We start from the raw sequence: 20,177 nt of genomic DNA on the forward strand, positions 1-20,177 counted from the left end.
TAACTAACATGTAGCAGGAGGTTACATGATTAGTATCTTAAAAAAATTAAAACACCAATCAAAGTTATTCGAGCTTTACAAGTTTGTAACCGGAAGAATAGAAGAGGCACAGTTAAAGCAAGTTGCTTCAACGTTGACGCTGACTACTATTCTTTCGATTGTTCCCGCTATTGCCGTCATTATGGCGGCCTTTGCCGCCTTCCCGTTATTTGCTACTTACCGAGAAAGTCTGGAGCAGTTTCTTTTTTCCACCCTGCTTCCGGAACAATACAGCGTACAAATAATGGGATATATCAAAGAATTTGCAGAAAAAGCCACCGGCTTGACGATATTCGGTGTAATAGGTCTCGGCGTATCAGCAATTCTTTGTATTGCCACCATTGACGAAGGTTTAAACAGGACATTCCAAGTTAAACATCTTAGAAACTGGGTAAGCCGTTTCTTGCTTTACTGGGCACTTCTCACTCTTGGGCCCGTCATTTTAGCCATGAGCTTGGCCGCCTCCTCTTATGTCACCGGTTTAGCTGTCATGGGAAAATTGACAGCGGAATTCCAATGGATTTACCAACCTGTTCAAGCCCTTATTCAAGGAGTTATCTTAGCCTGTCTATATAAATACGTCCCTAACTGCAGAGTTTTGTGGAAAGACGCGATTATCGGCGGCTGTGTGACAGCCACTGTAATGGCAATATTCCGATGGGGATTTGGAGTGTACATCCTCCGAGGCTCATACACGACAATCTATGGAGCCTTTGCTGCTATCCCTGTTCTTTTGACCTGGATGTATATTATGTGGATGCTTGTGCTTGGCGGAGCTGCTTTAACAGCAACTTTACCGATGCTGCGCGCCACTAGATACTCTGACTTTAATAAAACCGGGAATAAACTTCTCTCTGCGGTGGCTTTAATTAAATTGTTATACGAAGCCAAGCAAAACGGCAATCCAATCATGACAGACATAGAGCTTGCCGATAAATCGGGGAGTTATCCCAATGCTGTCGACCATATTCTTTCTCGTCTTTTAGCTAAACACTATGTCGTAAGAATTGGGGGAAAATACTCCGTGAGCTGGGCATTGTTGGTAGATGGAAACAAAGCCACCCTCAAGGAAGTCTTTGAAGAATTTGCCGTTGATACAAGCAATTCTTTGCTGACCTCGGATGAATCTGAAAGAGTTTGGATTGAATCGGGTCTGAACGACCAATGGCTCAACACTCCTATTGCTCAGATTTTCTCAAAGTAACTCTCAGAAAATATTCTCGGAAAAGGAAATTCGTCGGGGCCAGCCTGAATTCCCGTTAATCTAGGTGCATATTTAACAATTTCTTGCTTTTTCTTAATAACTTGCTGATTTAGTGCTCTTTTTGAGTTACGAATCAGCTTTTTTATATATTTCATAGGTGATAATTATCTCCTATGAAAACCGATACTTCTCAAACAAATTTTGATCCTTCGGCTCAAGAAAACTATTTCATTGAGTCAGGAGTTATCTCACCCATTTTTATTAAGAACAATCATGGGATTAGATACGCGATTTTCTACAGAAATAAATGGGAAGGCTCCACTTGCCAGAAACAATTCCAGAAAACGGTAGGAAGAATTTTTGATGATGACTCAGTAGAGCTAGGAAAGAAATTCTTAAGTCAGTTTCCTGCTTTAAAGGACTGCAAGGCCACCTTATCTGGAAGAACAATACGTCTTGCCGGTCCAAATATTGCGGTGCTTCCACCTCTTGAGCCCATGGCTCAACAACGTCAGGCTTTCTTTGATGAACTCGATCAGAACACTCGACTTTCTGCCGGAGCCTCCTATGTCTTGTGGCAAATAGCCCAACAAAACCATCTGCTGACTGATCTTGAGGATGTATTTGGGAAAAACCGTGCGGCAGTTCTTCTGTCTTTGGCTATTTTCTTTGCCTCCGATCCGGGCGCCGTTGCCTCAGAATTTGAGATCTACAGCCATCACACTTGGCTGCCTTGCTCTCCCTTGAGCTCTCAGGAAGTCTCCGAAGTTTTTCAAAGCATCTTAAATCCAGAAGTCATGCGATTTCTTCACAAAAGGATTCAACACTCTAAATCTTCCGAGCAGAATTCTCTTTATTGGAGCTTTGACACCACCTCTATCTCTTCTTACTCTGAAACCATCCGAAAAACTGCCTATGGTTACAGCAAAGAAAATCCAGAACTGCCTCAGTTAAACTTGGGTCTGATCGTTTCCGAAAATTCCGGAGAACCTCTGTATTACAAAGTTCTGGAAGGTTCAATTTCTGATCCTCTGGCTTTAAGGCAGTTGTTGGTAGACACCGCTCAATTGGATACCTCCAACGTTAGCTTAGTCATGGATAGAGCCTTTAGCTCACCTTCTTTGCTTGACCAACTTTATAAAAACAATCTTGGATTTATCTGCGGCTCTAAGACCAACCTTAATTACTGCAAATCGGTTATTAACAGTTTTGCCAGGGAATTGCAGTTAGGAGGCGTGGATACATTCTTAGAAGAATATGGACTGCAAGCCAAAACATCTTCAACTACTTGGTCTTACTACGATCCTTCAACAGGTTATCGTGAAAGGAAGCCACTGTATATCCATGTTTATCTTGACCCATTCCGTGCCGCCGGAGAAAGAGAAACATTGTTGAAAAAGCTGAAAAAACTGCAGAAAAAAATTAAAGCTAAATCTCCCTTAAATAAACCGGAAGCAGACTTGCGTAAACAGTTCTTTATCAAGGGCCCTCTAGGATGGGCTTACGACAAAGAACTGTGGCAGCAAAATGAAAAACTACTAGGGCTATTCGTATTGGTGTCCAGCTCAGTATCTTCGGCAGCTGAAGCTTTGAGAATTTACCGGCAAAGAGACATTGTGGAGAAGAACTTCAATAACCTCAAAGAGAGATGTTCGGGACGCCGCATGCGTTGCCAGGAAAGCGCTTTAGAAGGAAAAGTATTTGTTCTATTTCTAAGCTTGATTTTGCTGATGAATTTAAAAATGCGTTTCCACCGGGCAAGAGAAGAAGAAAACTGTCAGGAAGAAAAAGCAAAATTTTTGCCTGACGATGTCCCCGACTTCTTAAGAAGCCTGAGTGTGATAGATGTCACAAGCCGGAAATCAGAAAACAATCAATTCTTTTATTGGGACTTAATTCCAAAGAAAATAAGATTAACTTTGGAAGCCATAGGAATCAAAGAACCTCCTAGATTTATCACCTAGGAGGTCCGGAATTCAGGGGCCAGGGAAGAAGGAATCTGCTGCAAATAGTCCTTAAGTCAGCTCCAGAAAAGAGAAAATCCGGAATCAATTTTTTTCGATTCCGGACCAGAATTTTGGCGGAGTGGACGGGACTCGAACCCGCGACCCTCGGCGTGACAGGCCGATATTCTAACCAACTGAACTACCACTCCATTTGGTGGATGCTGAGAGTCTCGAACTCCCGACCTACGCCTTGTAAGGGCGCCGCTCTACCAACTGAGCTAAGCATCCGTTGCGAGAACGACTGGGTTCTCATCAACAACAGAACGTTATTCTACAGCATCTTTTAAAAATTTACCAGCCTTAAATTTAGGAACTTTTTTAGCTGGGATTTCAATTTCTTCATTAGTGTGAAGATTTCTTGCTTTTCTTGGAGCTCTTTCAGCAACAGAAAATGTACCGAATCCAGCCAAAACAACTTCATCACCTTTTTTCAAAGCATTTAATACATTGTTGGTGAAAGCGTCCAAAGCCCTTTGGGCTGAGGCCTTAGAGATTTCGCACTCAGAAGCAATTGCTTCGATCATTTCGCTTTTATTCAATTTAAACTCCCTTTAGGAATAAAACTACTTGTCAAAATTTTGGCGCAAAGCAGGATTCATCTTGTCTGTTGTAAAACACTTTTAAGCAGAGTTTTCTTTACAATTATTAACAATATGAAAAAGTGCTTTTTAGTGCTCCAAAGCAATCTCGGTAATTATAACTATCTGAACGTTGTTAAATTACCACAATGATGATTTTTTGACTGAAAATCAATGCTTTTTCGATCTCTTTTTGGGTTTTATCTCAAATTTTTTCAAAAAATCACAAAACAAGTGAGTAAAAATACCCAAAACAAAGGGGATCCCCTCTCTCTCATTCGATTTCTTGATTCTTCAAAAGACAAAAAACTGATGTATTTCAGTATCCGAAAGATCAAAATCTGCATAGAAATAAAACTGTCTTTCTGATGATTTTTGCAAGAAATTTGACGACTATTGTGGTTTAAACAAACGAGCAAAAGAAAACCTCCCAGACTTTTACCAAGGAGGTTAATAGTTCAACGAATTAGACGTGCGAAGTCGAACGACTTAATAAAGGTTCAGGAACCGTTATAGGCTGGATGGCCGGTTCTTCTTTCAAAGGTTCCGGCAGATGTTCCAAACCATTTTCTAAAACCTGATCGATGGTACGAACAGGAAGAATGTCCAAACCTTCTTTGACATTAGCCGGAACTTCTTCCAGATCTTTAATGTTTTCTTCCGGAATCAGAACAGTCTTAATGCCGCCTCTTAATGCAGCCAGAAGTTTTTCCTTCAAACCACCAATCGGCAAGACTTCTCCGCGAAGTGTGATTTCACCGGTCATGGCGACATCGGCTTTAACGGGAATACCGGTCAACGCAGAAACTAAACCCAAAGTAATCGCAGAACCTGCGCTTGGTCCATCCTTGGGAATAGCTCCTTCAGGGAAGTGAACGTGAATGTCCGTCTCGCTAATCTGCTTATAAGAGATTCCCAAACGAGATGCTCTTGAACGAACCACTGTGCGGGCAGCTTCAATTGATTCTTTCATGACGTCACCAAGAGAGCCGGTACGAGTAATAACGCCTTTGCCCGGCATTGTGGCAACTTCAATAGTAAGAAGATCTCCGCCGACCTCTGTCCAAGCTAGACCTGTAACTTGACCCACCAAGTCTTTTTTATTCTTCATGCCGAAGTTAAAGCGTTTAACCCCTAAATAATCTCCGAGGTTCTTTGACGTAACTACAGTTCTGCCGGAAGTTTTCTTTAACAAAAGATCTTTGACCACTTTACGGCAAATCTTGCTGATTTCTTTTTCCAGACCGCGGACACCCGCTTCTCTAGTGTAGAAACGAACAATATCAACTATTGCATCCTTTTCTATCTTTAGCTCTTTGGCCATTACGCCGTTAAGCTTCACCTGCTTAGGGATCAGGTGACGTTGAGCGATATGAACCTTTTCATCCTCTGTATAGCCAGAAAGGAAAATAACTTCCATTCTGTCCAGGAGAGGAGCCGGAATGTTCATAGAGTTGCTTGTGGCAATAAACATCACATCAGACAAGTCAAACTCGACTTCTAAATAGTGATCTTGGAAAGTACTGTTTTGTTCCGGATCCAGTACTTCCAGCACAGCCGCTGCAGGATCTCCTCTATAGTCCATTCCCATCTTGTCAACTTCATCAAGAAGGAACAACGGGTTATTTACTCCGACCTTATTGATACTCTGCAAAATACGACCGGGCATAGAGCCAACGTAAGTTCTCCTGTGACCTCTGATTTCACTTTCATCCCTCACGCCGCCTAAAGCCATACGAACAAACTTTCTTCCTGTTGCTCGGGCAATAGACTGGCCTAAGGAGGTCTTTCCAACACCGGGAGCACCAACTAAGCAAAGAATTGGAGAGCGGACTTTTTTGGCACGACTCTGAACTGCTAAATACTCTATAATTCTTTCTTTGACTTTCTCCAAGCCATAGTGATCTTCATCGAGAACCTTAGCTGCTCTTGTTAAATTACAGTTAATCCTGCTTCTCTTGGACCACGGCAATCCGAGCATAGTATCCAAATAGTTGCGTATAACGTTGGCTTCCGCACTATTCGAACCCATCATTCTTAACTTTTTAAGTTCAGAATTTGCCTTCTCAGTAGCCTCTTCGCTCATCTTGGCTGAAACGATCTTCTCTTCATATTCAGTGAACTCTTGTTCATTCTGACCAAGTTCTTTCTGAATGGCTTTAACCTGTTCATGGAGATAATAGTCCCTTTGACTCTTCTCCATTGACTGTTTTACTCGTCCTCTGATGCGCTTTTCAGTTTGCTGAATATCTAACTCTTGTTCAAGAAGAGTCAGAAGAGTTTCCATTCTCTTAACTGCATTCGTCCCTTCAAGAAGAGTCTGTTTTCTGTTCGGGGCAATCATAAGGAGCTGGGCGATCATATCGACCAGCTGGTGTCCGTCAGACAACGTTTGAATCTTGTTTAATTGATCCGGAGTGATGCGTTTGTTGTTCTTCTGATAAGTATCAAATGTTGAGAGCAATGCCCTTCTAACGGCTTCGAAGGAAGGATCGTCTACAGGGATTTCTTGGACTTCTTCATAAGTTGCAGTTAAAGCTCCGTCATTTAATGTTCTGAGGTTTTTAACCTTACAGCGGAAAAGGCCTTCCACTAAAACCTTATGAGTTCCGTCCGGAAGTTTTAATGTCTGAATAACTCTTGCAACTGTTCCCACATCAAAAAGATCAGAAGCAGTCGGATCTTCTGTCGAAGCTTCTTTCTGTGAGAGAAGAAGAATTCTATTTTTTCCTGTGCTGCTTTCTGTTGCTCTACGTAAAGCTGCCAATGACTTGGACCTTCCTACGTAAAGAGGCATAATCATGTGCGGGAAAAGCACAACATCTCTTAACGGCAAAACAGGAATTGCTTTTGAAACTCTATTTGTCATTGATTTCCTAACGTTATTTTTTCCATTTCACAATGTCCAGATGGGGGCTTTCCTAAATTATTCAAGTCTACTTTTACAGTTACTCACTTTTGTATAATCAACCACACCCCTCTGTATTTCTTCGAACTTACTTTTGAGTATAAAACGGCATTTAGAAATTGAAGGCCTCAGAAGAAAAGAAAATGAGTAACAAAAACGGCGATTTATCGTAATTTTTACGCCTTTCTAACTCAACCCCGGGATAGTTAATCAGTCATAAGCGCTTTTTGCAGAAAAGGCCTCAGCATCTCTGCCAAGGCCTTTCAGGTAACGTCTTAAAGACTATGAGTCTGACGAAATTCTTGAATTCGGTTCACTATCCAAAAACTCTTCATACTCAGCCTTTCCATTTCTGATTGTCTCGGCCGTAACTACAACTTTCTTAACTTGTTTATTGTCGGGCACTTCGTACATGGCTGCCATCAATGCCTTTTCAATAATCGATCTAAGACCTCTGGCACCGGTCTTTCTTTCCTTAGCCAGTAAAGCAGCTTCTTTGAGCGCTTCAGGTTTGACTTCCAAAATCACATTTTCCATTTCGAACAACTTGGCAAATTGCTTGATAACCGCATTTTTCGGTTCGGTCAAAATACGAATCAAAGCATCTTCATCCAAATTGTCCAAGGTTGTGATGATGGGAAGTCGGCCTACCAATTCCGGAATTAAACCGAAATGCACTAAATCTTTAGCTTCGATATCGTGAAGAATCTCTCCTTCACTTCTTTCATCTTCGCCGCGAACTTCAGCCTCAAAGCCTATACCGCTCTTTTCTGTTCTTCTGCGGATAATCTTATCCAAGCCCTCAAATGCACCACCGCAAATAAAAAGAATATTTGTAGTGTCGACCTGAATATTCTTTCCGTTAAGGTGTTTCCTTCCGCCTCCGGGAGGAACAGAAGCAACAGTGCCTTCTACCAACTTAAGAAGTGCCTGCTGAACGCCTTCACCGGAAACGTCTCTGGTGATGGAAGGATTTTCACTTTTACGAGCAATCTTATCAATTTCGTCTAAGTAAATAATGCCGGTCTCGGCCTTCTTAACATCAAAATCACAACTCTGAAGGAGCTTCAGAATAACGTTTTCTACGTCTTCTCCAACATAGCCGGCTTCGGTCAAAGTTGTTGCATCGGCAATAGCAAAGGGAACATTCAGCATCTTTGCCATTGTCTGAGCAAGAAGTGTTTTGCCGGAACCTGTCGGGCCTAAAAGCAGGATATTGCTCTTTTGAATTTCCAGATCCTCGCCGTCACCGTTCCCCTGAAACTTGTTCTTCAGTCTCTTATAGTGGTTGTAGACGGCAACAGAAAGAACTTTTTTAGCCTCTGCCTGTCCAATCACGTACTGGTCAAGGTTCTCGCAAATTTCCCTTGGAGTCGGGATCTTCTTATTCAGAATAGATTCGCTTACTGCTGCAGCTCCCGCTGCCTCAGAATCTTTTGCAGACGCAGGAGAAGAAGCAGACAGACCGGATTGCTTCATTGCTTCGGCAATAACGCCGGAGTATTCAGCCAGCTGGCGAGTGCAGTCTTTGCAAATATAGCTGTCCCCTTCGCTGGATTTGTAAATCGCCTCGTACTGCCCTTTCTTGGCTCCGCAAAAGGAGCACACTGGATCTTTGCTTCCAAACTTCATTGTCTCACCCCGGAATTACGCCTTAGCCTGGATTTCTGAACGTTTTGTAAATACACGGTCAATAATGCCGTACTCTTTAGCTTCCAAGCTGCTCATAAAATTATCTCTCTCGGTGTCTTTAGCAATCTTTTCGATGGTCTGACCTGTATGAGAAGCAAGGATTCCGTTTAAGCGGCTTCTCAATTCCAAAATTTCTTTGGCCTGAATCTCGATATCAGCTGCGGTACCTTGAGAACCGCCGGAAGGCTGATGAATCATAATTCTGGAGTTCGGGAGAGCATAACGCTTACCTGCGGCTCCTGAAGCCAACAAGAAAGCGCCCATTGAGGCGGCCATACCTAAGCAGATTGTTGAAACATCAGGCTTAATAAACTGCATAGTGTCGTAAATAGATAGACCGGCGTAAACGCTTCCTCCCGGAGAGTCAATATAAAGAGAGATGTCTTTATCAGGATTTTCGCTTTCTAAGAAAAGAAGCTGAGCAACGACCAAATTAGCACTCTGTTCAGTCACAGGTCCAACAAGAAAAATCACACGATCTCTCAACAGTCTGGAATAGATGTCGAAGGAGCGTTCACCTCTTCCGCTCTGCTCGATTACCATTGGGATCAAATTGTTCATAGTAGGAGGAGTGAAAATCTTATCTTGCATGTTTTATTCCTAAAGACAAATGGGCGATGACTTCGCAGCCCCCGCCCAATTAAAAACCTAAATCAAGAATTTGAATTAAGCCTGTGCAGCCATCAAATCTTCAAATTTAACAGTTTCTTTCTGAGTATCAGCATTCTTCAATGCCCAATTTACGACATTGTTTTCAAGAACAACACCGATCAATTCGGATTTACGCTGTGGATCATTCAAGTACCAGTTGATAACTTCTTCCGGATCTTCGAAGCTCTTGGAGATATCTGTAGCCAATGCTTTAACTTCTTCCGGAGTAGCCTTAATGTCTTCTGCCTTGATGATTTCCTGAATCAGGAGACCTAAACGAACACGGTTAGTAGCTGCATCAAGCATCAATTCCTTGTTGGCGAAAACAGTGTCAGGAAGAGTCAGGCCGCGGGCCTTGAGCATTTCTTTCTGGGCCTCAACCATCTTCAAACGTTCTTCTTCAACCAAAGCGTGAGGAACCGGGAATTCAGAGGCCTTCAAGAGAGCATCCATAACGCTCTGTTTTGTCTTGTTGGTCAATCTGTTCTTGAGTTCGCGTTCAAGGTTTTCTTTAACATCAGCTGTCAACTGAGCAACCCCGCCTTCAGTGATACCCAAAGAAGAAGCAAATTCATCATTCAATTCTGGAAGATGAGGCTCTTCAACTCCAGTGAGTTTGACTGTGAAGGAAACTTCTTTTCCGGCCAATTCCTGAGAAGGATATTCTGCAGGGAATGTGAGCGGGAAAGTCTTTTCTTCACCGATAGCCATGCCCTTGATAGCATCTTCAAAAGCCGGGAGCATCTGACCTGCGCCGAGAACGAACTTGTAGTTGTCAGCCTTACCGCCTTTGAAAACTTCACCGTTAAGTTTGCCTTCGAAATCAACTGTAACCAGGTCGTTATCTTGGGCCGGTCTTTCCACCTTGGAGTAAGTTGTACGCTGTTTGCGCATTACGTCCAATGTCTTGTTTACGTCTTCTTCAGTAAGAGCACATTCGAATTCAGTAACCTTAACGCCTTTGAGGTCAGGCACCTTAACTTCCGGGAAAACTTCGAAAGCAACTTCGAACTTAACAAGGCCTTCTTCGTCCTGCTTTTCAGCCGGATAGATAGAGGGCTGGCCGACAATTTCAAACTTGCCTTCCTGCAAAGCTTTAGAAGCTGCATCAACAGCCAACTGGTTGATAGCTTCTTGTTCAGCTTCGAAACCATAAGTGGCGGCAACCATGCTCATCGGAGCTTTGCCTGGACGGAAACCATGAAATTTTGCCTTCTTGGCATACTGCTTCAAGCGCTTCTGAACTTCTTTTTCGATATCAGCGCGAGAAACGGAGACTTCAACCTTTCTTTCAAGCGGATTCGGTTCAACTTTAACTGCTTCTTCTTTGGCAGATTCAGCAACTGCGGTTTCAGCTTTAACTTCTTCAGCGGCTGGAGCTGCTTCAACTTGATCTTTTGTTTCTGTCATTTTCTGTTTTTCCTCTCGACCCGGAAGAGCCGAGCCGTCCAAATAAAAATATTCTTTAGTATCAATAAAGAGGCTTAAAAATCACTAAGCCATTTAGTAAACGGTTAATTATAACGACTTCCTTGAATTACACAATTTTGTTGCTTAAAAACTTTCCGTCAATGTTAAGAATCTTTTCTTGTTTTTTTCTAAGATGTTGAAAAGCACGAAGTTTGACAACGCAAAGCCTGCTAGAAAGCAGACAAAGATTGGAAAAACATTCGAGAACGTCTTTCGCTTAAAAGTGAAAATATGCTCTAGAACTTTGCTTCGAATTTTGAAGCGGCTGACTTGAAAGAGGCTGGCAGGGGAAGAAGGATTCGAACCCTCGAATGCCGGAATCAGAATCCGGTGCCTTAACCAGCTTGGCGATTCCCCTGCAAGTGAAGCGTGATATTACACAACTCTAAAAAAAAATGCAAATCTTCTTTTAATTTATCAAAAGACCGATGACCTGCATGAGAATAAATCCTGCACATAAGAATGCAAAATTAACTTTCATCATTTTTTCAATAAGTTGTAAATCTTTTCTAGCTTCAATTCTTTCTTGAGCTTGGTACTCTTTCGGATATCTCATAATCTACCCCCAAAGTTTCTCTATAGGGATTTTACCAATATCTACTTAGTATTTCCACTTAAAAGATTGCAACGATTTCTTATATTGGTCTTTTCAATTGCTCAAATAGATTGTGTAAATCGGCCTTTAATGGTCGCTTTTAATACCTGCTCCGCACATTGACAGTAAAGAGTCCGGAGTAGCCCCGTAAATTTTGCAATATTGCTCATAGGCAGCCAGAGCCGCCGCCGTTGTATGCTCGGCGTAAATACCCCTAGCAGCCAGTTTGCGGCGTGCGGGAAGAATTTCTTCTTCCGGTGCCGTCACAACACGAATGTTATGCCGTTTAATCATGTCCATGATCTCCTCTGCTCTTGCTGGCTTGCCAATCGCAATTCCCTCGGCCAAAGTGGGGACAGGAGTAATTTCGGCGAGATGATCTAATTGTTTTTCAACAGTTTCAAAGAAAGGGGCACAACCGCTTGCTTGGATAGCAATAACCTGCGGAAAATGAGATATAACACCTGAAGCCAGAAGATGTTCTAAAGCCAACACAGCTCCGATAAACAATGTTCCGTTTCCTAATTCAATAAAAATATTTTCCGGAACTCGTTTCAATTGTTCATAGGTCTCGTAGATATAAGTCTTTGTTCCCTCATAGAAGAATGGATTAAAAACGTGGTTGGCGTAATAGGCTCCTTCAGTAACTACTTTTTCTCTACATACATCTGCACAATGATCTCGGGTTCCGGGTACAACGACCGCTTTAGCTCCGAATGCCTCAATCATAGAAATCTTTTTAGGACTTGTTCCTTCCGGCACATAAATTTCGCATTCGATGCCAACTCTTGCGCAATAAGCAGCAACAGCCACACCGGCATTTCCGCTGGAATCCTGAACGCATTTTTTGACGCCGATTTCTTTCATATGAGCCACCAGCGCTGCTGCGCCTCTATCTTTAAAAGAAAGAGTCGGCATCATGTAATCCATCTTGACCATGACATCCTTGTCAAATGAGATGATCGGGGTTCTGCCCTCTCCCATCGTGACATCGCGCCAGCTTTCCCCTTCGATGTTCATAAAAACCCGATAGCGGAAAAGACTCCATTCATTTTTATCGATTAGCTTTTCTTCAAATTTTGGAAACTCATTAGGAAGAGAAAACAATCCGCCGCAAGAGCATGAAGCTTGAGGAGTATGTGTCGGTGTTAATTTTCCACATTTGCTGCAAATGAAATTCATAAAAAATCCTTGAGAGCTGAGTTGAGATACAAGAATAATAATCGTTGGACAAACCGTTATCACATTGCCTCAACAAAAAAGCCCGCGATTTGCGAGCTCTCTAAGTTGAAAATAACGAAATTATGATGCGTAGCTTTCAGCTATTCCTTTGACAACTTCCATCGATTCTTTAGCCGCTCCATCAAGGAACACAGCATAATCCACGTTTGCTCCGTCATCGGCGCAGTCAGACATAACTCTAATAACTAAGAATGGAATCTTATTTACCGCGCAGACTTGGCCGATAGCACCGCCTTCCATTTCTACGGCAACTGCCTTAAAGGTAGATGCAATTAATTCTCCCTTGACGGTGTCTTTCATAAACTGATCGCCGGTCGCAATAACTCCGGTTACGCACTTGAAGTCCTTGTCTCTGGCACTTTCAAGAGCAAGCTCTTGAAGAGCTTTATCGGTCTCAAAGAAAATCTGATTGAGGCCCGAAACCATTCCGACAGGATCGCCTAAGCCGGAAGTATCCATATCATGCTGGCAAACTGCAGTGGCAACAACCATGTCTCCCACCTCCAAGTCAGGAGAAAGGGATCCGGCCACACCGGTATTAATAATTTTGTCCACGCCGAACTTCAAAATCATTGTCTGTGCACAGATAGCTGCAAAGACTTTCCCGATGCCGCACACAGCGATAACAACAGAAGTTCCGTTCAAAAATCCTTGGTTGAATTCGATGCCGCTGATAGTAGTTACCTTCAGATCTTTCAGTTCTTTTTTGAGGCCTTCAACCTCAACTTTCATCGCTCCAATAATGCCAATCATTGCTTTTCCTTAATTAAGAAATCGGTTCGCCTTCTGCATTGAAAAGAGGCAATTTTTCTAAGAAAAGGATATCGTCGCGATCAGCCGCTTCCCCTTCAGCAAGAATAGCCATCTTCCCAACAACGTTAGCTCCGCATCTTTCAGCCAGCTCTTCCAATGCCTCCAAAGATTTTCCGGTTGAAATAACGTCGTCAACGATTAATACTTTCTTCCCCTTCATGGTTTCGACATCGAGCTGATCTAGATAGAGCTTTTGCCGAGCGGCTGTGGTAATAGACTGAACTTCAACAAAGAAAGGATCGACCATGTAGAGTTTCTTACTCTTTCTGGCGACGATATATTTAGCGTCTCCCCTTTGTCTTGCCATTTCATGGACTAAAGGGATGCCTTTGGTCTCTGCAGTAAGAACGTAATCAAATTCAGGAGCGATCTTAAGAAGCTCTCTGGCGCAATGCTCAGAAAGCGAAGGATCCCCGACTATGATAAAAGCTCCAATGTAAAGATCGTCATTAATTGCGCAAAGAGGCAATGCTCTTTCCATGCCTGCAATATTAATCTTGTATGTTTTCACCATCACACCGATAAATTCAACCAAATATGGGTTAATCCTACTTCAAAAATAGCCTAAAAACCAAATAGGAGCTCAGGCACTCAAGCAGGATTAGGCATTATTGGATCAAGTGGGGGAAATAAAGAAGAATTCTGCCCATTAATGAGCCCAAAGAAACCTTATTTATTCGCAAAACTTAGAAGAACGGAACTTTCTTTTTCCGAAAAATCCCTCAGACCAACTCCCACCTAAGTAATTTCCATCTATTACTGCTTTTCAGTGAGCTCAGTTTTGAAGAACAGCAGAAATTATTGTTAACATATTGACAATGGAACAGGAACCCACAAAGCTTCCTTTTCCTAACTGCACATCCATTGTCCAAGATGGAAGCCATAAGCCGTGAAGTTATAAAAACTAAGAAAGACTAGCGGCTTTGTATTGCCTCTAATTTTTAAAAACTCAATCCACACAAATAGGAGATTCAACATGAAGCACTTGATCGGCAAAGCGCTTTTTACCCTCGCCTGTGCAGGGTTAATGACAGCCGTATCCGCTGCATATAAAGCAGAATACAAATTAAGCGTTGTTCCAGGAGCCACCTCCGGCTGGGGTCAAACAGCAACTTTCTTTGCTGACTGCGTAAGAAACAAAACCGACGGAAGAGTCAACATTAAGCCTTATTTCGGCGCTCAGCTGATGGCAGGCAAACAAACATCCGAGCTTCTTTTGGTTCGCCGCGGTGCCATCGACTTTGCTCTTGCCTCCACAATTAACTGGTCCCCGCAGATCAAAGAACTTAACTTGACTGCTCTTCCTTTCTTTGTAGCCAACAATCCTAACCGTTACAAAGCTATGGATGCCATCGAAGCCGGAAAGTCCGGCAAGATGCTTCAAGACGCTATTGAAAAAACAGGCGTTAAATTCATCGGTTGGTCCGAAAACGGTTTCCGCGAACTGACAACCAGCAAGGGTCCAATCAACAAGCCTGAAGATATGAAGGGCATGAAGCTTCGCGTTTGCGGCACCCCAATCTTCATTGATATTTTCACAGCTTTAGGTGCCAATCCACAGGCTATTAACTGGTCTGAAGCCGTTACCGGTTTCCAACAAGGCATTGTTGACGGTCAAGAAAACCCGACCAACGGCATCAACATCCCAATGAAGATGTGGACATGGCACAAACACATGACCGATTGGCATTACATGATCGACCCACTCTTCTTGACGGCAAACAAGAAAGTTTGGAACGGTTTCTCCAAAGAAGACCAAAAAATCATTCTTGAATGCGCAGCTGAAGCAGAACTTTACGGCAAAGCCCTCTCCCGCTTAGGCTTTGACAATGGCGAAGCCTTAGCTTACTTGCAGAAGATCGGTAAAGTTCCTGCCGTCAGCGATCCTAATGCTGAATTGAAGAAGAACGGTATGGAAGTAACAAGCTTCACACCCGAACAAATTCAAGCCTTCTACAAAGCAACTCAGCAAGTTCGCGACAACTGGACAAAGAAGATTGGTCCTGAACTCGTTAAAGCCGCTGAAGCAGACATGAAAGCCGCTCAGTAATTGAACCATTGAGTAGTTAACGGGCGGCAAAAGCCGCCCGTTTCAAAATAGAAGTAAAAAGATGCTGAATTTTTTAAATTCCCGGTTTGAAGAAATACTGGGAGCCTTTCTCTTAGGGTTAATGGCTTGCATATCCTTTATCAATGTCATTGTTAGGTACTGCACAAACTTCTCTTTCTCCGCCTCCGAAGAGTTGACGGTCAACTTCTTTGTATGGATTGTTCTTCTCGGAACCGCCAGAGCATTCAGAGAGGGAAGCAACTTCTGCATGAACCTTCTTTATAACGCCTGTCCGCTTGCTTTAAGAAAAGGGATGTACATCTTCGGTGTTGTCTGCAGCATTGCTTTTTTTGCTGCTCTTGTTTATCTCGGCTCCATTGAAGTCTGGGATGAGTTTTCTCTGAATGTTTCCAGTGAGTCTTTGGACATTCCGGTCTGGCTTTACACCATGGCCACTCCTTTATTTTCCCTTTTAATCATTGTTCGCATTATCCAGAAAGTCATCAGTGACTTTAAGTCTGGATTGGTGTAGGAGGCAGAAATGACAGAACTCTTTCAAGATCCGGCACTGGTTCTACTTCTGCTCTTTGTTATCCCGCTTGCTCTGCGTGTCCCCATTGCGATTTGTCTAGGACTTAGTGCTTCGATTGTTGCCTGGATGTACGACATGGGCATCGATATGCTGCCCTACAACTTTTTTGCCGGTGTAGCAAAAGTTCCTCTTCTAGCAATTCCTTTCTTTATTCTTGCCGGCTTCATCATGGAGAGAGCCGGTATTGCAGCCCGCATCGTCACCTTAGTCGAGACCATTGTAGGAGACATGACAGGCGGATTGGCCATTGCAACCGTTGCCGTAGCAACCTTCTGGGGTGCAGTCAGCGGATCGGGCCCCGCAACGGTAGCTGCGTTGGGATTAATTTTGATTCCGGCGATGGTTAAAAGCGGCTATGACAAACCTTTTGCGGCAGCCAATGTCTCCGTGACCTCAGGCCTAGCGATTGTTATTCCTCCGAGTATCGCATTTATCGTTTACGGCGGTATCGCCGATGCCTCCGTTCCGGCTCTATTTGCCGCGGGCATCATTCCCGGTCTGCTTGTTGCCGGATGCCTGATGATTTGCGTTTACCTCATTTCTAAGAAACACGGCTACAGAGGTCTTCCTCGTTCAGTCCCTGTTTGGAAAGCTTTCAAAGATGCTTTCTGGGGTATCATGACTCCAGTTGTGATTTTGGGCGGCATTTACGGCGGTATCTTTACTCCAACCGAAGCGGCCGCTGTGGCTATTTTCTATGGTCTTTTTGTTGGTGTCTTTATTTATAGAACATTCAATTCTTTTGAAATTTTATTAGAAGTTCTGGTTGAGTCTGTCAAAGCGACTGCCGTTATTATGTTTGTTGTGACCTGCGCCGGGCTTTTTGCATGGGTTGCAAGTACCGTAGGCTTAGTCGAAAAAGGCGCTGAATTCTTATTAGCATTGTCTGATAATCCTTGGGTTCTCCTTGCGCTTATCAATATCATCCTGTTACTTGCAGGAATGCTTTTAGATGCGATTTCTATTTACTACGTCTTACTGCCCTTCCTTCTTCCATTGATCAGGCACTTCGGCTGGGACGTTGTATGGTTTGGCGTAATGATGACGGTTAACTTGGCCATCGGTCAGATTACTCCTCCCGTGGCGGTTAACTTATACGTGGGAGCTCAGATTAGCGGACTAACGATGGAAGAAATTACACCTGCGGTTATTCCTCTGCTGATAGCTGCGGTTTTGGCGTTGGTACTAATCATTTACGTACCCTGGTTCAGTACTTTCTTGCCAGCGCTTTGGGGCCTATAAACCTTCGTCATAAAGTTTTCAGTTCAAGTATGTTGTACTTTTGCTACTTGCGTCTCGAGTTTCTCCAAAGGAGAAAGGTTTCAGTTGAAGGATGTAAGTTTGTACAATTGAAACTTTTTCCACTCAGAAGCTGCTGAATAAGACTTCAGTTTCAGTTGAAGGATGTAAGTTTGTACAATTGAAACTTAAAGCCGGTAAAAGAGTCGATTGAGATGGTTACGTTTCAGTTGAAGGATGTAAGTTTGTACAATTGAAACTTCTTACCGGGATCCTAAGCAAAAGTCAGCGGATTCGGCGTTTCAGTTGAAGGATGTAAGTTTGTACAATTGAAACTTCTTACCGGGATCCTAAGCAAAAGTCAGCGGATTCGGCGTTTCAGTTGAAGGATGTAAGTTTGTACAATTGAAACTTCTACTAATTTTCTTGTTGCACGAGGCCACTTTCGTTTCAGTTGAAGGATGTAAGTTTGTACAATTGAAACTTAAGGATTGCTTGTTCACCTAAGTGAGCAAGGGAGTTTCAGTTGAAGGATGTAAGTTTGTACAATTGAAACTCCTCTTTAAATTCACAGAAGGAATCATCGAAAAGGTTTCAGTTGAAGGATGTAAGTTTGTACAATTGAAACCTTGACGAAGGTCATTAATCGTAATTGCATTGACACGTTTCAGTTGAAGGATGTAAGTTTGTACAATTGAAACTATGAATTTTTCTTCCGGTTCTGTTTACGACTATTTGTTTCAGTTGAAGGATGTAAGTTTGTACAATTGAAACTAGAAATGATCTACAAGACCGGGAACACCATAGACGTTTCAGTTGAAGGATGTAAGTTTGTACAATTGAAACTAACAGCCGTTTGGTCCAACCGATTAAAAACTGAATATTGTTTCAGTTGAAGGATGTAAGTTTGTACAATTGAAACCAAGAGGCGTCCCAACCACAAATCCACCAGAGTAGCGTTTCAGTTGAAGGATGTAAGTTTGTACAATTGAAACGATGAGAATCTTCAAAATTCTGTAAATGTTCCGACGTTTCAGTTGAAGGATGTAAGTTTGTACAATTGAAACCGTAAAATTCGTTACTTTGCTTGCGGTGAGTAGTTTCAGTTGAAGGATGTAAGTTTGTACAATTGAAACTGAATGAATCACCGGGAAGGACTTCGTCAACGTAAAAGTTTCAGTTGAAGGATGTAAGTTTGTACAATTGAAACCGCGTGGTATTCCTACTCTAAGAAGACTAGTAAGTTTCAGTTGAAGGATGTAAGTTTGTACAATTGAAACCGCGATGATTCGCTGTATTCATGAGTCAAAAATGGTTTCAGTTGAAGGATGTAAGTTTGTACAATTGAAACTGATTACATTAGTCGGATTCCTCGTGCACAATATGGGTTTCAGTTGAAGGATGTAAGTTTGTACAATTGAAACTCATACCAGGCTGATTAAGCACAGTAGATCCAATACGTTTCAGTTGAAGGATGTAAGTTTGTACAATTGAAACTACTTCTTTTGCCAACGGCACTGTTTTTGACTACTTGTTTCAGTTGAAGGATGTAAGTTTGTACAATTGAAACTCCTGACCCTGTTTCGAATTTCAATCTTTTGAAGCGGTTTCAGTTGAAGGATGTAAGTTTGTACAATTGAAACTTTAACAAGTCCTTTGTGGAACATGGTTATATTATGTTTCAGTTGAAGGATGTAAGTTTGTACAATTGAAACTGCAAGTGTGCTCGTCCTATGCCGGTTTACGGTGTACGTTTCAGTTGAAGGATGTAAGTTTGTACAATTGAAACGCACTGACCGCACGGAATTTGAAAATGCGTATAGTTTCAGTTGAAGGATGTAAGTTTGTACAATTGAAACGAGGTACTCGCTACACAGAAATTCTCCGGTCTCATTTGTTTCAGTTGAAGGATGTAAGTTTGTACAATTGAAACGCCTGACGCTCGTTTGCAACGGCCGGAGTACTTGGGGTTTCAGTTGAAGGATGTAAGTTTGTACAATTGAAACTTGCTAATTTAGGCTCTTCGCTTCTGTCTGACGCTACGTTTCAGTTGAAGGATGTAAGTTTGTACAATTGAAACGGCGCCACCAACACCGCCGGATAAAAAACTACCAAGTTTCAGTTGAAGGATGTAAGTTTGTACAATTGAAACATACACTGACCGCAAGGAATTTGAAAGTGCGTGTAGTTTCAGTTGAAGGATGTAAGTTTGTACAATTGAAACAAAGAAGAAAGTTTCTAAGTAGACGTTATCCATGAAGTTTCAGTTGAAGGATGTAAGTTTGTACAATTGAAACTTTCCAATCATCCTTCCGATTTTAGTCTTGTCTGGATGTTTCAGTTGAAGGATGTAAGTTTGTACAATTGAAACGACGTAAAATTCGTTATTTCGCTTGTGGCGAGTAGTTTCAGTTGAAGGATGTAAGTTTGTACAATTGAAACCTCGACCCCCCAACCTACTGATGTCGGTAATAAGGTTTCAGTTGAAGGATGTAAGTTTGTACAATTGAAACTTCCAGATTCAGAAGTTACTAGAGCGTGATGCCCGGTTTCAGTTGAAGGATGTAAGTTTGTACAATTGAAACTTCGATGATGCTACTCGTTCTTTTCAAGGCATCTATTTGTTTCAGTTGAAGGATGTAAGTTTGTACAATTGAAACGACGTAAAATTCGTTATTATGCTTGTGGCGAGTAGTTTCAGTTGAAGGATGTAAGTTTGTACAATTGAAACGCTATTTTTGATTCTGTAGCTAATGAGTACAATCCTCGTTTCAGTTGAAGGATGTAAGTTTGTACAATTGAAACGCAATCAACCTACGTTATTTAGGTATTTTAATTCGTTTCAGTTGAAGGATGTAAGTTTGTACAATTGAAACGATAAGATTTTCGTTAAATACGGAAACCGCCTCTCAGTTTCAGTTGAAGGATGTAAGTTTGTACAATTGAAACTAAGAATAGCTTGTTCGCCTAAGTGCGCCAGAGAGTTTCAGTTGAAGGATGTAAGTTTGTACAATTGAAACTTGACTGCAAGTGTGCTCGAGCTATGCCTGTTTAGTTTCAGTTGAAGGATGTAAGTTTGTACAATTGAAACCGACACC

Annotated in this window: 14 protein-coding genes, 3 tRNA genes and 1 CRISPR repeat array (1 of these 18 only partly in view); of the genes, 5 read left to right on the forward strand and 12 right to left on the reverse strand. The window is 42.3% G+C overall.

Features of this window, described 5'->3' with window-relative positions:
- Positions 1 to 25: 25 nt before the first annotated feature.
- Both ADH67_RS10120 and ADH67_RS10125 read left to right on the forward strand, forming a co-directional pair.
- Positions 26 to 1,243, forward strand: coding sequence for a YihY family inner membrane protein (locus tag ADH67_RS10120; protein ID WP_066592620.1), 1,218 nt, complete (start codon positions 26 to 28; stop codon positions 1,241 to 1,243).
- A gap of 173 nt (positions 1,244 to 1,416) precedes the next feature.
- Positions 1,417 to 3,207 carry an IS1634 family transposase gene (locus ADH67_RS10125; protein WP_066592622.1) on the forward strand — a complete coding sequence of 597 codons (1,791 nt, stop codon included), beginning with the start codon at positions 1,417 to 1,419 and terminating at the stop codon, positions 3,205 to 3,207.
- Between the two features lie 114 nt (positions 3,208 to 3,321).
- Here the strand turns inward: ADH67_RS10125 and ADH67_RS10130 are convergent.
- The 12 genes from ADH67_RS10130 to ADH67_RS10180 all read right to left on the reverse strand — a co-directional run bounded on the left by ADH67_RS10130 (position 3,322) and on the right by ADH67_RS10180 (position 13,733).
- Positions 3,322 to 3,398: transfer RNA gene (locus tag ADH67_RS10130), tRNA-Asp, on the reverse strand.
- 3 nt (positions 3,399 to 3,401) lie between these two features.
- Positions 3,402 to 3,477: transfer RNA gene (locus ADH67_RS10135), tRNA-Val, on the reverse strand.
- A gap of 38 nt (positions 3,478 to 3,515) precedes the next feature.
- Positions 3,516 to 3,788 (reverse strand): HU family DNA-binding protein, encoded by a 273-nt coding sequence (locus ADH67_RS10140; protein WP_066592625.1) that lies wholly within the window; start codon positions 3,786 to 3,788, stop codon positions 3,516 to 3,518.
- Between the two features lie 505 nt (positions 3,789 to 4,293).
- Positions 4,294 to 6,696, reverse strand: a complete 2,403-nt coding sequence (lon, locus tag ADH67_RS10145; RefSeq protein ID WP_066592629.1) for an endopeptidase La — start codon at positions 6,694 to 6,696, stop codon at positions 4,294 to 4,296.
- A 321-nt stretch (positions 6,697 to 7,017) separates the two neighbouring features.
- A complete protein-coding gene (clpX, locus tag ADH67_RS10150; RefSeq protein ID WP_066592632.1) occupies positions 7,018 to 8,367 on the reverse strand; it encodes an ATP-dependent Clp protease ATP-binding subunit ClpX in 1,350 nt (449 codons plus the stop codon).
- Between the two features lie 15 nt (positions 8,368 to 8,382).
- Entirely contained in the window at positions 8,383 to 9,018 is a 636-nt protein-coding gene (gene clpP, locus ADH67_RS10155) for an ATP-dependent Clp endopeptidase proteolytic subunit ClpP (protein ID WP_272894033.1), read from the reverse strand.
- Positions 9,019 to 9,093: 75 nt separating this feature from the next.
- Positions 9,094 to 10,488: a trigger factor gene (gene tig / locus ADH67_RS10160; protein ID WP_066595760.1), complete on the reverse strand. Its 1,395-nt coding sequence runs from the start codon at positions 10,486 to 10,488 to the stop codon at positions 9,094 to 9,096.
- A 341-nt stretch (positions 10,489 to 10,829) separates the two neighbouring features.
- A tRNA-Gln gene (locus tag ADH67_RS10165) sits at positions 10,830 to 10,906 on the reverse strand.
- Between the two features lie 51 nt (positions 10,907 to 10,957).
- Positions 10,958 to 11,104 (reverse strand): hypothetical protein, encoded by a 147-nt coding sequence (locus ADH67_RS13265; RefSeq protein WP_157108102.1) that lies wholly within the window; start codon positions 11,102 to 11,104, stop codon positions 10,958 to 10,960.
- 126 nt (positions 11,105 to 11,230) lie between these two features.
- Positions 11,231 to 12,325, reverse strand: a complete 1,095-nt coding sequence (locus ADH67_RS10170) for a threonine synthase (protein WP_066592634.1) — start codon at positions 12,323 to 12,325, stop codon at positions 11,231 to 11,233.
- A gap of 120 nt (positions 12,326 to 12,445) precedes the next feature.
- Positions 12,446 to 13,138 carry a 5'-methylthioadenosine/adenosylhomocysteine nucleosidase gene (locus tag ADH67_RS10175; protein ID WP_066592637.1) on the reverse strand — a complete coding sequence of 231 codons (693 nt, stop codon included), beginning with the start codon at positions 13,136 to 13,138 and terminating at the stop codon, positions 12,446 to 12,448.
- 13 nt (positions 13,139 to 13,151) lie between these two features.
- Entirely contained in the window at positions 13,152 to 13,733 is a 582-nt protein-coding gene (locus tag ADH67_RS10180; RefSeq protein WP_236578503.1) for a phosphoribosyltransferase family protein, read from the reverse strand.
- Positions 13,734 to 14,174: 441 nt separating this feature from the next.
- Between ADH67_RS10180 and ADH67_RS10185 the strand changes: the two genes are divergently transcribed.
- The 3 genes from ADH67_RS10185 (at position 14,175) to ADH67_RS10195 (ending at position 17,082) form a co-directional block, all read left to right on the forward strand.
- Positions 14,175 to 15,248 carry a DctP family TRAP transporter solute-binding subunit gene (locus ADH67_RS10185; protein WP_066592639.1) on the forward strand — a complete coding sequence of 358 codons (1,074 nt, stop codon included), beginning with the start codon at positions 14,175 to 14,177 and terminating at the stop codon, positions 15,246 to 15,248.
- Between the two features lie 61 nt (positions 15,249 to 15,309).
- Positions 15,310 to 15,780, forward strand: a complete 471-nt coding sequence (locus tag ADH67_RS10190) for a TRAP transporter small permease (protein ID WP_066592640.1) — start codon at positions 15,310 to 15,312, stop codon at positions 15,778 to 15,780.
- A 9-nt stretch (positions 15,781 to 15,789) separates the two neighbouring features.
- Positions 15,790 to 17,082: a TRAP transporter large permease gene (locus ADH67_RS10195; protein ID WP_066592642.1), complete on the forward strand. Its 1,293-nt coding sequence runs from the start codon at positions 15,790 to 15,792 to the stop codon at positions 17,080 to 17,082.
- Positions 17,083 to 17,159: 77 nt separating this feature from the next.
- Positions 17,160 to 20,177: direct repeats of the CRISPR family, unit length 37 nt; unit sequence GTTTCAGTTGAAGGATGTAAGTTTGTACAATTGAAAC; it runs 643 nt beyond the window's last position.

Source organism: Turicimonas muris, from assembly GCF_002221595.1.
Lineage (GTDB): Bacteria > Pseudomonadota > Gammaproteobacteria > Burkholderiales > Burkholderiaceae_F > Turicimonas > Turicimonas muris.